Origin of the sequence: Paracoccus sp. (in: a-proteobacteria) (assembly GCF_030536915.1) — a bacterium.
Taxonomy (GTDB): Bacteria; Pseudomonadota; Alphaproteobacteria; order Rhodobacterales; family Rhodobacteraceae; genus Paracoccus.
Genome location: NZ_JAUNPC010000081.1, coordinates 1 through 12,250, shown reverse-complemented (window position 1 = coordinate 12,250; position 12,250 = coordinate 1). Strand labels below are relative to the sequence as shown.

13 protein-coding genes and 1 pseudogene are annotated in these 12,250 nt (G+C 69.1%); 10 read left to right on the top strand and 4 right to left on the bottom strand.

What is annotated here, in order from left to right:
* Both era and Q4F04_RS12340 read left to right on the top strand, forming a co-directional pair.
* A partial coding sequence (gene era / locus Q4F04_RS12345; RefSeq protein ID WP_303370121.1) for a GTPase Era occupies positions 1-827 on the top strand: 827 nt, incomplete at its 5' end.
* On the top strand, positions 827-1,153 hold the full coding sequence (locus tag Q4F04_RS12340; RefSeq protein ID WP_303370120.1) for a DUF1491 family protein: 327 nt from the start codon (positions 827-829) through the stop codon (positions 1,151-1,153). The genes era and Q4F04_RS12340, both read left to right, overlap by 1 nt.
* Before the next feature lie 207 nt (positions 1,154-1,360).
* Here Q4F04_RS12340 and Q4F04_RS12335 read toward each other — a convergent pair whose 3' ends face one another.
* Positions 1,361-2,578: an NAD(P)/FAD-dependent oxidoreductase gene (locus tag Q4F04_RS12335; RefSeq protein WP_303370119.1), complete on the bottom strand. Its 1,218-nt coding sequence runs from the start codon at positions 2,576-2,578 to the stop codon at positions 1,361-1,363.
* A gap of 63 nt (positions 2,579-2,641) precedes the next feature.
* Positions 2,642-3,538: a hypothetical protein gene (locus Q4F04_RS12330; protein WP_303370118.1), complete on the bottom strand. Its 897-nt coding sequence runs from the start codon at positions 3,536-3,538 to the stop codon at positions 2,642-2,644.
* Between the two features lie 87 nt (positions 3,539-3,625).
* Here Q4F04_RS12330 and hslV point away from each other — a divergent pair, with 87 nt between their 5' ends.
* Positions 3,626-4,153, top strand: a complete 528-nt coding sequence (hslV, locus tag Q4F04_RS12325) for an ATP-dependent protease subunit HslV (RefSeq protein ID WP_303370117.1) — start codon at positions 3,626-3,628, stop codon at positions 4,151-4,153.
* A gap of 1 nt (position 4,154) precedes the next feature.
* Here hslV and Q4F04_RS12320 read toward each other — a convergent pair whose 3' ends face one another.
* Together Q4F04_RS12320 and Q4F04_RS12315 are read right to left on the bottom strand one after the other, a co-directional pair.
* Entirely contained in the window at positions 4,155-6,164 is a 2,010-nt protein-coding gene (locus Q4F04_RS12320) for a BCCT family transporter (protein ID WP_303370116.1), read from the bottom strand.
* A 147-nt stretch (positions 6,165-6,311) separates the two neighbouring features.
* Positions 6,312-7,304: an SDR family oxidoreductase gene (locus tag Q4F04_RS12315; RefSeq protein WP_303370115.1), complete on the bottom strand. Its 993-nt coding sequence runs from the start codon at positions 7,302-7,304 to the stop codon at positions 6,312-6,314.
* Between the two features lie 178 nt (positions 7,305-7,482).
* On the opposite strand from Q4F04_RS12315, the gene Q4F04_RS12310 reads away from it, so the two are divergent.
* The 7 genes and pseudogenes from Q4F04_RS12310 to Q4F04_RS12280 all read left to right on the top strand — a co-directional run.
* A complete protein-coding gene (locus Q4F04_RS12310; protein ID WP_303370114.1) occupies positions 7,483-7,998 on the top strand; it encodes a ferritin-like domain-containing protein in 516 nt (171 codons plus the stop codon).
* Positions 7,999-8,094: 96 nt separating this feature from the next.
* Complete coding sequence (locus Q4F04_RS12305; RefSeq protein ID WP_303370113.1) at positions 8,095-8,607, top strand: ferritin-like domain-containing protein; 513 nt, start codon at positions 8,095-8,097, stop codon at positions 8,605-8,607.
* A gap of 27 nt (positions 8,608-8,634) precedes the next feature.
* Positions 8,635-9,147: a DUF4142 domain-containing protein gene (locus Q4F04_RS12300; protein ID WP_303370112.1), complete on the top strand. Its 513-nt coding sequence runs from the start codon at positions 8,635-8,637 to the stop codon at positions 9,145-9,147.
* Between the two features lie 199 nt (positions 9,148-9,346).
* The gene (locus Q4F04_RS12295; protein WP_303370111.1) at positions 9,347-10,351 is read left to right on the top strand and encodes a patatin-like phospholipase family protein; all 1,005 of its coding nucleotides are present in this window, start codon (positions 9,347-9,349) and stop codon (positions 10,349-10,351) included.
* A 91-nt stretch (positions 10,352-10,442) separates the two neighbouring features.
* Positions 10,443-10,707: pseudogene (locus Q4F04_RS12290) on the top strand (manganese catalase family protein); the annotation flags it as partial.
* Positions 10,708-10,767: 60 nt separating this feature from the next.
* Positions 10,768-11,073 carry a manganese catalase family protein gene (locus Q4F04_RS12285; protein ID WP_303370122.1) on the top strand — a complete coding sequence of 102 codons (306 nt, stop codon included), beginning with the start codon at positions 10,768-10,770 and terminating at the stop codon, positions 11,071-11,073.
* A gap of 140 nt (positions 11,074-11,213) precedes the next feature.
* The coding region (locus Q4F04_RS12280; RefSeq protein ID WP_303370110.1) for an acyl-CoA dehydrogenase family protein at positions 11,214-12,250 on the top strand (1,037 nt) is incomplete at its 3' end.

Here is a 12,250-nt window from a genome sequence, read left to right as displayed (position 1 = left end):
GGGCCAAGGTCTCGATCGTCACCCACAAGGTGCAGACGACCCGCGCCCGCATCCGGGGCATCGCCATGCACGGGGCAAGCCAGATCGTCTTCGTGGACACGCCCGGCATCTTCAGGCCGCGGCGCAGGCTCGACCGCTCGATGGTCGCGGCCGCTTGGGGCGGCGCGGCGGATGCGGATATCGTCGTCCTGCTGATCGAGGCGCATCGAGGGTTGACGGACGGGGTGCAGGCGATCCTCGACGCGCTTTCCGAGAAGGCGGGCGGGCATCCGGTGGCGCTGGCGATCAACAAGATCGACCGCGTGAAGGCCGAGGAGCTGCTGGCGCTGTCGCAGAAGATGAACGAGGCCTTTTCCTTCGTCCGCACCTTCATGATCTCGGCCGAGCGCGGGCATGGGACCGATGACCTGCTCGCCTGGCTTGCGACCGAGGTGCCGGAAGGTCCGTGGCTCTACCCCGAGGACCAGATCGCCGACCTGCCCATGCGGATGATCGCGGCCGAGATCACGCGCGAGAAGCTGACCCTGCGGCTGCATGAGGAAATCCCCTACCAGCTGACGGTGGAAACCGAGCATTGGCAGGAACGCGAGGACGGCTCTGCCCGGATCGACCAAGTGGTCTATGTCAGCCGCGCCGGCCACAAGGGGATCGTGCTGGGCAAGGGCGGCGAGACGATCAAGGCCGTCAGCCGCGCCGCGCGCGAGGAACTGGTCGAGTTCATGGGCCGTCCCGTGCATCTGTTCCTGCGCGTGGCCCTGCGCGAGAACTGGCTGGACGAGGCCGAACGCTATACCGAGATGGGGCTCGATTTCCGCGACGGGAACTGATGGAGCCGCGGCTGACCGCGGGGCTGCGGGTCGCGGCGCTGCTGCGGCGCGCGGACCTCGCGGGGCGCGGGGCCTATGTGATCCACCGCGGCGACGATACCGCGGGGGCGATCTGCCTGACGGTGGTGCGGCCGGGTGGCCGGGCCGAGCTGTGGGGGCAGGAGTATGATCCGATGACCGACTCGCGGCCCTGGGTGATGCAGCTTGAGGGCACGGCGCAGGAGATCGAAGCAGCTGCCCGCCGTCGCCGCGCGACCGACCCCGACCTGTGGGTGATCGAACTGGAACTGCCCGAGGGCCAGGCGCCGACAGCGCTTGCGGACTGATCGGCCGATCCGGCGGCCGAACCGGACCCGCGCGACCCCGTTCATCTTCGCCCGGATATCTCGGTGGTTCCCGAGCGCGCAGAGAGGAGGCGGATCAGGACACAGCCGCCATGAACGTTTCCGCGCTGGACGAGGCCGATGGGCTGATTTCAGCGAGGCAGGCGAGCGACAGTCCGCCGCCTTCTGCTTGCCCTCCGCGACGCGGCCTCACCCCCCCGCGGTCAGGACGGCGCGCAGATCCCAGTCTGCGGCGGCAAGCTCATCGCGCATCAGCGGCGCGCCGGGCAGGAGCTTGCGGGCGGCCATGTGGCGGCCGGCCTGGTTCACCGTCTCGACCGCGATCAGCCGGCCCGCGCGGAACACGAAGCTGGTGTCCACGGCACCGCTCGCGTCGGTCAGGACATGGGTGTCGTCCCAGCCGGTGGAAAGCCCGGCGATCTGCAGCTTGAGCGGACCCTGGTCCGACCAGAACCACGGCAGCGCGTCATAGGGCGGCTGCGCGGCCCCGGTGATCGTGCGGGCGACATGGCGGGCGTGGTCGGCGGCGGCCTGTACCGATTCAAGCCGGGTGGCGATGCCGCCCAACGGGAAGCTGGCGCAGTCGCCGATGGCGAAGATGCGAGGGTCGCCGGTCTGCAGGTGGCCATCCACGACGATGCCGTTGGCGACGGGCAGGCCGGCCTCGGCGGCAAGCTCGCTGTTCGGGCGGACGCCGACGGCGAGAAGGACGAGGTCGGCGGGAACGGTGCTGCCGCCGGCAAGCTCGACGCCCTCGGCCCGCGTGGTGCCAGTGATGCCTTGGCCCAGCGAGGACAGGCGGACCTCGACCCCCGCATCCCGGTGAAAGTCGAGGAAGCGCTGCGAGATCGGCGGCGTGACCGCGCGGGACATCAGGCGGTCGGCGGCCTCGATCACCGTGACCTGCAGGCCGGCGGCGGCGGCCACGGCCGCGAACTCCAGCCCGATGAAGCCGCCGCCGATCACCGCCACGCGCTTCGCCCCCGCCATGGCGGCACGCAGGCGGGCCGCGTCGGCAAGGCCGCGCAGCTCGTGGACGCCGGGCAGGTCCAGCCCCGTCAGGGGCGGACGCAGGTTGCGGGCGCCGGTTGCCAGCACCAGATGGTCGAAGCCCAGCCGCGCGCCGCCGTCCAGAACCACCTCGCCCGCCTGCCGGTCGATGCCGGCGACGACGGTCTGCGGGCGATAATCCACTGTGGCCGTCTCGAAGAAGGACGCGGGCTTCAGCGCCAGCCGGCTGTCGTCGCCGTCCTTCATGTAGGCCTTGGAAAGCGGCGGGCGCTGGTAGGGCAGGCCCGGCTCGTCCCCGATCAGGGTGATGGTGCCGGCAAAGCCATCCTGCCTGAGGCTCGCCGCGACCTGCAGGCCGCCCTGCCCCGCGCCCACGATGACCACCCGTTCCGACATGCACGCCCCTCGCCTTTCCGTTCGTCGGGGACTTTGCGGACAGGGCCGGGGCGGCGCAAGCCCTCAGATCGGCCAGCCGCCGCGGCGCATCGCGGCCAGCATCCGCGCGCCTGCATCCGGGGCCTGCGCGTCGATCGCCTGCAGCTTGAGAAACCACCAGAGATAGCGGTCGAAATCGCGCGGGGCAGTTTCGGCCGCAGCCAGCGCGGATTCAGGTCCCATCTCGGCCACGTTCAGCGCCGCATGGTGAAAGTCGATCTGCGCGAACAGCACCGCGGGCTTGCCGAGGATCATGCCGTCGAAGGCCACGGCGCTGTTCTGGGTGGCGACGAAGGCGCAGTCGCGCAACAGGGCCATGGTGTCGCCGCCCAAGGTCAGGTTGCGATGCCTGCGCGCCAGCACCGCCAGCGCGGAATGGTCCGCGTCATCGTAACGCTCGGACGGGTGCAGGGTCGCCACGACAGGGCGGCCGGTGGCGCAGACCGCGTCCAGCATCTCGACCGGGCTTAGGGTCTGGAAGGACCGCGTGCGGCGAAGATGGCCCTGCAGCGGCACCAGGATGCGGTCGCCGCGCCGGGGTTCCGGCCCCGGCAGCACCCGCCGGCGCAGGCGGCGGACAAAACCGGCGGCTTCGTCGCCATCGACCTCGGCCGGATCGAACCGCGCCTGCGCCACGGCAAAGCGCCAGCGTTCGGCCACCTGCTCGATCCGCCAGAAAGGATAGTGATAGGCGCGCCGCAGCGTCAGGGTCCGGGGATGCAGCGGTTGCTTCATGTGAAGCAGCGCGTAGTCGCCGGGCGGCGGCCCGGCCTGGTGGGCTTGGGGCGAGGCAGGCTCGAAGAGGACGCGCCAGCCCTGCGCCTCGACCGCGCGGGCCAGCACCGCCATGGCGGGGAAGGTCCCGGCCCGGGCGTTGCGCAGCATCCCGCCGTGAAGATGAACGCGAAGGGTGGGGGCCATGCCGCAGGTCTAATCGCGCCCCCCGCGTTGCGGAAGCCCGCGCCTGCCCATATCTCGGCCCCGCAGGACCAATGATGAGGAAAAAGCATGACCACGATCCTGGCGGTGCGCCGCGGCAATGAGGTCGTCGTCGCGGGCGACGGGCAGGTCAGCGTCGGCCAGACGGTGATGAAGGGCACGGCCCGCAAGGTCCGCCGCCTCTCGCCCGGCGGGCGCGACGTGGTGGTGGGCTTCGCCGGTTCCACCGCCGACGCCTTCACCCTGCTTGAACGGCTGGAGCGCAAGCTGGAATCCGCGCCGGGGCAGTTGCAGCGGGCCTGCGTGGAACTGGCCAAGGACTGGCGCACCGACAAGTACCTGCGCAACCTCGAAGCCATGCTGATCGTGACCGACGGGGCGCAGGTCTATGTCGTGACCGGCGCGGGTGACGTGCTGGAACCGGAACATGACGTGGCCGCCATCGGCTCGGGCGGGAACTTCGCCTTGGCCGCGGCGCGCGGGCTGATGGAAAGCGACCTCGGCGCCGAGGAGGTCGCCCGCCGCGCCATGGCCATCGCGGCGGAGATCTGCGTCTATACCAACGGCAACCTGACGGTGGAACGTATCGCCGCCTGACCTATTCCTTTTCCTTGGGCGGCGCCTCGGGTTCATGTTCGGGGGCGCCGACCAGCAGGGCGGTTTCGGGCAGACGGACAAGCTGCAGGTAGCGCTCGAACTGCACCAGCACGTCCGAGATGATCTGGTCCTTGGTCATGCCCATCAGGTCATAGCCCTGGCTGCCGTCGCTGAAGAAGGTGCGCGCCTCATGGCGCATCTCGGGGTCGGCCGCCTCGGGCATGGTGAAGGCGGCAACCGCGCGGCTGGCCGGCTGCACCCCGTAGACGAAGTCGCGGCTGTTGGGCGAGGGCACCTTCAGCACCGCGGCATCCTCGCCATTGCCAAAGGACACGCTTGCGCCAAGGCCCCGCCGCGTCAGTTCGGCAGCAACCTCGCGCAGCGCAGGAACGACGGTCCGGACGATGTGATGCTCGGCATCGGCCTGGGTCGGCGCGTCCAGCATCATCGCCAGCCGCCGTTCCCAAGACGGCCCGGTCGCGGGCTCGGCCCGGCGGGCGGAGAGGGACTTGCCCAACTGGTGCTGCGCCACGTCCGCCCGCATCCCCTTGGCCAGCCCCCAGATCAGCACCAGCATGATCAGCGTGAAGGGCAGCGCCGAGGCGATGGTCGCCGACTGCAGCGCCCCCAAGCCTCCCGCCAGCAGCAGAACCCCCGCGACCACGGCTTCCAGCGCGCACCAGAAGACCCGCTGCAGCGCAGAGGTGTCGGTGCGACCCCCGGCCGCGATGGTGTCCACCACCAGCGAACCCGAATCGCACGAGGTCACGAAAAACACCGCGATCAGCGCCACCGCGAGGGTCGAGGTCACTGCCGGCCAGGGCAGGTATTCGAAGAACTGGAACAGCGCCACCGACATGTCCGCGGCCACGGCGGTGGACAGCGCCCCATCCGCGACCGTGGTATCCAGAAACAGCGCGGTGTTGCCGAAAACCGTCATCCAGAGGAAGGTGAAGCCCACCGGCACGCACAGCACGGCCACCACGAATTCGCGCACCGTGCGCCCGCGCGAGATGCGGGCGATGAACATCCCCACGAAGGGCGACCAGGAAATCCACCAGGACCAGTAGAACAGCGTCCAGGCGTCGATCCAGGGCTTCGGCTCATAGGCGTAGATGTTGAAGGTCCGCAGCAGGAAGGTGTCGAGGTAATAGCCGACATTCTGCACGAGGTCGCGCATCAGCAGCCCCGTCGGCCCCACCGCCAGCACGAAGATCATCAGCAGGATGGCGAAGATCAGGTTCAGTTCGCTGAGGATGCGGATGCCCTTGTCCACCCCCGTCACCACCGAGATCGTGGCCGCCGTGGTGACGATCGCGATCAGCACAAGCTGCACCATGACGTTGTTGGGAATGCCGAAAAGATGTTCCAGCCCCGCGTTGATCTGCAGCACACCGAAGCCCATCGAGGTCGCGACCCCGAACAGCGTCCCGCAGATCGCGAAGATGTCCACCGCATGGCCGATGGGGCCGTTGATGCGTTCCTTCAGCAGCGGGTAAAGCCCGGAACGGATCGTCAGCGGCAGGTTGTAGCGGTGGCCGAAATAGGCCAGCGACAGGCCGACGACCGCATAGATCGCCCAGGCGTGCAGGCCATAGTGGAAGAAGGTGATGCTCATCGCCTGCCGCTGGGCGGCGACCGTCAGCGGATCGGCGTCGGGCGGGGCGGCGTAATGCGTCATCGGCTCGCCCACGCCGAAATACATCAGCCCGATGCCCATGCCCGCGGCAAACAGCATCGCGCACCAGGACAGATAGGGGAAATCCGGGGTGGATTCGTCGGGGCCGAGCCGGATGTTGCCATAGCGGCTTGCCGCGAAGAAGACGACCGCGCCCAGGAAGACCGCCACCGACAGCAGGTAGAGCCAGCCGAAGGAGGCCAGCGTCCAGCTCTGCACGCCCGAGAAGATGGCCTCCGCCTGTCCGGGCAGGAAGACGCCGACCGCCACGAAGAGGCCGATGATCGCGACAGAGCCGATGAAGACCGGCGGATTGATGATGAAGCCACGCAAGGGGGGGGTCGGCCTTTCGCTGAGGAGTCACCGCCCTGTAACAACTGCGCGAGGCCAATGGTTCACGCGGGCCTGCGCTGTTTTTCCGTCCCGCATCAACCCGGTGCGGTTTGCGCGGGATCGACCCCGCCTCGCTGCCATTTCCCCTTACCTCCGGCGTCCCATCAGTGCCACGGCGCCCAGCGCGGCCCCCAATGCCAGCAGCGGCGTGGCGGAACTGTTGGTCGCGCGGGAATAAAGGCTCGGGCGGGCCAGGGGCGAGGCCGCCATGTCGCGCTCCTGCCCCTCGGCCAGCCCGCCATGCAGGTTGTCGCCCGGCTGGGGCGGCCCCTTGCCCTGCTGGATGCCGTAAAGCACGGTCGCGCCGATGGCATCCATCAGCCGCGGAGCCAGCGCGGCACCTGCGCTCATCATCGGACCCGCGCCGCCCACGAAGGCGTCCCGCATCGGGCGGGTCGCGGCCCGCAGGATGACGCGGGCGGCCTCGCGCGGGCTGTAGATCGGCGGCGGAATCCTGGCCTCGCGCCCGACATGGTTGCGCGCGTGCCGCGCCAAGGGCGTGCCAATCCCGGCGGGCTTGACCAGCGTGACGGTCACGCCCGCGCCCTCGTGCTTCAACTCGGCCCGCAGGGCGTCGGTGAAGCCCTTCACCGCGTGCTTGGACGCCGAGTAGATCCCCTGCAGCGGCAGGGCATAGTCCGACCCAAGGCTGCCCAGGTTGATCAGCGCGCCCCTGCTGGCCTTCAGATGCGGCAGGGCGGCAAGGCTGCCGTATACGACGCCCCAGAAGTTGATCTCGAACAACTGGCGCATGTCGGCCTCGGGCGTGTCGTCGATCCGCCCCCAGATCGACACGCCCGCGTCGTTGATCCATGTGTCGACGCGGCCGAAGCGCGCGACGGCGGCCTCTGCCAAGGCCTCGACCTGCGCCCGGTCGGCGACATCGGTCGGCACCGCCAGCGCCTGCCCGCCCTCGGCCTCGATCCCGCGCGCCACCTCGTCCAGCACCGCGGCGGAACGCGCGGCCAGCACGACCCGCGCGCCTCGGGCCGCCGCCATCCGCGCGACCGCCAGCCCGATGCCGCTGGACGCGCCGGTGATCACCATGACCTGTTCCGACAAGGGTTTCAGCGTCTTCATCCCGCGCTCCTTCGCCGCGGCCGGGCCGCTCGCGCCCGGCATCACCGGGATGCAATCGGAAAGCCGCGACGGGGGTTCCCCCCTGCGGGCACCAAAAAATGTCATGGCCCGCATCCGCAACCTTTCGGCCGAAGGTCCGTTGCCAAGGCAATCCGTTTCCGACCGAAAGGACATCGCCGTGGCGACCCCCAAGACCCTTGAAGACGCTTTCCACGCCGGGCTGAAGGACGTGCTGTTCGCCGAGCGCGCCTCGGTCCGCGCGCTCAAGAAGGCCGCAAAGGCCGCGCAGAACCCTGAACTCGCCGAAGCGCTGCAGAACCACGCCGGGGAAAGCGAGAACCAGATCGAGCGACTGCAGCAGGTGTTCGAGATCCTCGGCAAGCCCGCCCGCGGCAAGACCTGCGAAAGCATCCAGGGGCTGTCGGCCGAGCTTGAGGACGATCTGGAGGAGTTCAAGGACTCGGACGCCGCCGATGCCGTGCTGATCGCCGGCGCCCAGGCGATGGAGCATTACGAGATCGCCCGCTACGGCACCCTGCGGACCTGGGCCGAGCAGCTTGGCCTGCAGGACGCCGCCGGGCTTCTGAACGAAAGCCTCGACGAGGAAAAGCGCGCCGACGAACTGCTGAGCCAAATCGCCGGACAGGCGAACCGCGAGGCCGAGGGCGAGGACGAGGGCGAAGGCGAGGAGTGATCCCGCCGCGCCCCGGCGGAGGGACGCCCTCCGCCCCCTGCGGCCCGGGGCCGCATCCCGGACCGGGAAGGTCCAGCAACACAGGAGACCAAGGACATGACCGACGACGCACGAAGCTGGCTTGTGACCTGGCTGCGCGACGCCCATGCCATGGAGGAACAGGCCGAGGCCATGCTGACCGCGCAGGCCGAGCGGATCGACAACTACCCCGACCTGGAACAGCGCATCCGCCAGCATATCCGGGAAACCCAGGGACAGGCCGCCCGCCTCAAGGAATGCCTTGACGGTCTGGGCGAGGGCACCTCGGTCCTCAAGGACACGGGCGCCAAGCTGATGGCGACCGCGCAGGCCGTGGGCGGCGCCTTCGCCGGCGACGAGGTGATGAAAGGCTCGCTGGTCAGCTACACCTTCGAGCAGATGGAGATCGCCTCCTACACCGCGCTGATCGCCGCGGCCGAGCATCTGGGCGAGACGAAAATCGCGCAGGTCTGCCAGCAGAACCTGCAGGAGGAAATCGCCATGGCCGATTGGCTGAACACCCATCTGCCGGGCACCACCCGCGACTTCCTCGACCGCGCGGCGGCGGGCGACCCCACCGCCAAGCGGTGATTCCGCCCCTTCCATGAAGGAAAGACCATGAGAACGCTTGTCCTTTCCGCGGTTCTCGCGCTGGCGGGCCTTGCCCCCGCCATCGCGCAGGAGGTCACCGCCGGCGGCGCGCAGGGGATCATCGCGCAGGATTTCGTCAACCGGGCCGCCAGCGGCGGGCTGTTCGAGGTCCGGTCCAGCGAACTCGCCCTGCAGCGTTCGCAGGACGACGCCATCCGGGGCTTCGCCGAGACGATGATCCGCGACCATACGGCCAACAGCGGCGACCTGCTGGCCATGGCGACGACCCAGGGGCTGCTAATCCCCGATGAACTTGCCGAACCCCATGCCGGGATAATGGCGGCCATCGAGGGCGCCGGGGGCGACGCTTTCGACGCCGCCTATGCTAAGGGCCAGGTCGCCGCGCATGAGGCGGCCGTCGCGCTTTACGACGCTTATGTCGAAAACGGCGACAACGACCTGCTGATCGGCCATGCCCGCGACAGCCTGCCGGTGCTGCAGCAGCATCTGGAACAGGCCCGGAACCTGGCGGCGCAATAGGTCCGGGGCCGGCCCGCCCGCAAGGAACCGGCGGGCCGGTCTTCTCTGCTACCTGGGTGAAAACCCGGCGGATGCGCCGGGAACTCGTCATGTGCCCGGCGCAGGGCTGCCCTGATTCCCGGCGCGCGGCCTGCGGGGGGTGAACCATTCACCCCACCGGGGATTATGCCCCCGACCTCTTCACGATCAGGAACGCGACATGGCCGAACTCTCCCGCCCCGATCACTGGGCCTGCCTTGCCGGCGGCAACGCCTTGGGCGCCTTTCACCTCGGCGCCATCCAGACGCTGGTCGAGGCGGACATCCCCGTGTCCCGCGTCGCCGGCGCCTCGATCGGGGCGGTCACGGCGGGGCTGTGGCTGGGTGGCCCGCCCCAAACGGCGGCCGAGCGGATCGAGGCCTTCTGGGACCGTGCGCAGGACAACTCGGTCCTCGGCCCCCTGCGGGGAATGCGGCAGATGGCGGCGCTGCGGGCGCTTCTGGGCGGTCAGCCGCTGCTGTTCCGCCCGACCCTGCCGGGGCTCTGGGCCGCCCATCCTCTTGCCCCCGACGACGACCACCTGCATTCCACGGTGCCCATGCGCCAAACGCTCTTGGACCTGATCGACTTCGATCACCTGAACGACGGCCCCGTGCGGCTGATCGTCAACGCGCTGGACCAAGAAACGGCCGAGGACGTGGTCTTCGACAGCGCCCACACCCGCCTGACCGTCGATCACCTGATGGCCAGCGCCGCCCTGCCCCTTCTGTTCCCGCCGGTCGAGATCGACGGCCGCCTGCTGGTCGATCCGGGGCTGTCGGCGAACCTGCCCCTCGGCGCGCTGTTTCGCGACCCGCCCCGGCGCGCGACGATCTGCTGGGCGCTGGATCTCTGGCCCCCGCAGGCCCGCCGCGCCACGTCCCCCGACACCCTTGCCCGCCGCGGGCAGGACCTGATGTTCGCGGCCCAGACCCGCCACACGCTGGAGCGGCTGGAACGCGAGGCCGGCGCGGCCCTGAAGGACGCGGGCATCCCCGTGGCGGTCCACCACCTCGGCTATGACGGCGGCGACTGGGAGGTCGGGGCCAAGGCCTTCGACTATTCGCCCGCAGCCCTTGCCCGCCGCATCCAGGCCGGGGACGAGGCGATGCGGCAGGCGCTTGCCGCCGCCGGTCCCGCGCCCGGACCGGGCCTGCAGGTCACGCGCCACGACTTCCGCAGCTGACCCGAAGAAGCCCCGGCGGCACCCTGGCGCGCCGGGCGGTCCTGCATGGCCCGCTGCTGTCGCCGGACGACACCAACACAAGAAGTCCTGGATGTTCTTCCGCATCAGGCACCTTCAGATCGACGCCAAGCCCGAGCGTCCCGACCCCGTCTTCGCCAAGATGCTGCAGGAACCGCTCGGCGGGCAGTGGGGCGAGATGATGACCTGCCTGTTCCAAGGCTGGAACTGCCACGGTCCGCAGAAATACAAGGACATGATCGTGGACAGCGGAGATCACCCATGTCGAGATGCCCGCCACCATGATCGTCCGCCTGCTGGAAAACTCTCCGGTCAAGGCGCAGGAGGCGGCGGCCCGCAACAGCCTCGTGGGCGCGGTGCTGGGCGGCAGCCAGATCGAGGACGTGATCGTGGCCGGCATGAACCAGTGGCCCGCCGCCATCGAGGAACTTCGCGCCGACGGGCTCGAGGAAACGCCTGTGCCCTCGAACTCCCCGCAGGATCTCGAGGACAGCCGCGTCAGCTACCAGTTCTGGAACTGCTCGGAAGGCACCGAAAGCAGCGAAGGGCGCTGGGCGGCGGGCACCTCGCCCGACGGCAAGGGAAGCTTCGAATATCTCGCCTCACCGCAGCCGATGTCGAGCGATGATGGGTTGCTGGACCCGGTCGATCCCCGGCTCTACGGCACGCCGCCCCGGCCGGTGCCGAAGACCGCGAAGGAATGAGGCACCCGGACCGGCGCTTTCCCGCGCCGGTCCTTCGAGCCATAAGTTTACGATATAGCGGACAGACAGATCATCTATTTGCCTTATCGCGCGTCTCGGGGCAGTTTCCCGCCATTCCGCGACAGCGAAAGGGGCGCCCGATGATCGACAGGCCGGACCAGTATCAGGACATCCGCGACGCGGTGCGCGCCCTTTGCGCGCAGTTCCCCGACGACTACCACCGCCGCATCGACGAGGAACGCGGCTACCCCGAGGAATTCGTGGACGCCCTGACCCGCGCCGGCTGGATGGCCGCGCTGATCCCCGAGGAATACGGCGGCTCGGGCCTAGGCCTCGCCGAAGCCTCCGTCATCATGGAGGAGATCAACCGCTCGGGCGGCAACTCCGGCGCCTGCCACGGGCAGATGTACGTGATCAACACCCTCATCAAGCACGGGTCCGAGGAACAGAAGCGCCGCTACCTGCCGCCCATCGCCGCCGGCGACCTGCGGCTGCAATCCATGGGCGTGACCGAACCCACGACCGGATCGGACACGACCAAGATCAAGACCCATGCCGTGAAGCAGGGCGACCGCTACATCGTCAACGGCCAGAAGGTCTGGATCAGCCGCGTCCAGCATTCCGACCTGATGATCCTGCTGGCCCGCACCACCCCCATCGAGCAGGCCCGGAAGCCCTCCGAAGGCATGTCGATCTTCATCGTCGATGTGAAGGAAGCGCAGGCCAGCGGCGGGCTGACCGTCAAGCCCATCGCCAACATGGTCAACCACGAAACCAACGAACTGTTCTTCGACAACCTCGAAATCCCGGCCGAGAACCTGATCGGCACCGAAGGACAGGGCTTCAAGCACCTGCTCTCGGGCCTCAACGCCGAGCGGGTGCTGATCGCCGCCGAATGCATCGGCGATGGCTACTGGTTCACCGACCGCGTCGTGAGTTACGTCAACGAGCGCACCGTCTTCGGCCGTCCCATCGGCCAGAACCAGGGCGTCCAGTTCCCCATCGCCGAGGCCTATATCGAGGTCGAGGCCGCCAACCTCATGCGCTTCAAGGCCTGTCAGCTTTACGACGCCGACCAGCCCTGCGGGGCCGAGGCGAACATGGCCAAATACCTCGCCGCGAAAGCAAGCTGGGAGGCCGCGAACGCCTGCATCCAGTTCCACGGCGGCTTCGGCTT

Excerpts from the sequence above, each read along its gene's own strand:
- Q4F04_RS12340 (WP_303370120.1), top strand. The coding sequence starts at position 827 with ATGGAGCCGCGGCTGACCGCGGGGCTGCGGGTCGCGGCGCTGCTGCGG.
- Q4F04_RS12315 (WP_303370115.1), bottom strand. The coding sequence starts at position 7,304 with ATGAAGACGCTGAAACCCTTGTCGGAACAGGTCATGGTGATCACCGGC.
- Q4F04_RS12305 (WP_303370113.1), top strand. The coding sequence starts at position 8,095 with ATGACCGACGACGCACGAAGCTGGCTTGTGACCTGGCTGCGCGACGCC.
- Q4F04_RS12300 (WP_303370112.1), top strand. The coding sequence starts at position 8,635 with ATGAGAACGCTTGTCCTTTCCGCGGTTCTCGCGCTGGCGGGCCTTGCC.
- Q4F04_RS12335 (WP_303370119.1), bottom strand. The coding sequence starts at position 2,578 with ATGTCGGAACGGGTGGTCATCGTGGGCGCGGGGCAGGGCGGCCTGCAG.
- Q4F04_RS12285 (WP_303370122.1), top strand. The coding sequence starts at position 10,768 with ATGAACCAGTGGCCCGCCGCCATCGAGGAACTTCGCGCCGACGGGCTC.
- Q4F04_RS12295 (WP_303370111.1), top strand. The coding sequence starts at position 9,347 with ATGGCCGAACTCTCCCGCCCCGATCACTGGGCCTGCCTTGCCGGCGGC.
- Q4F04_RS12330 (WP_303370118.1), bottom strand. The coding sequence starts at position 3,538 with ATGGCCCCCACCCTTCGCGTTCATCTTCACGGCGGGATGCTGCGCAAC.
- hslV (WP_303370117.1), top strand. The coding sequence starts at position 3,626 with ATGACCACGATCCTGGCGGTGCGCCGCGGCAATGAGGTCGTCGTCGCG.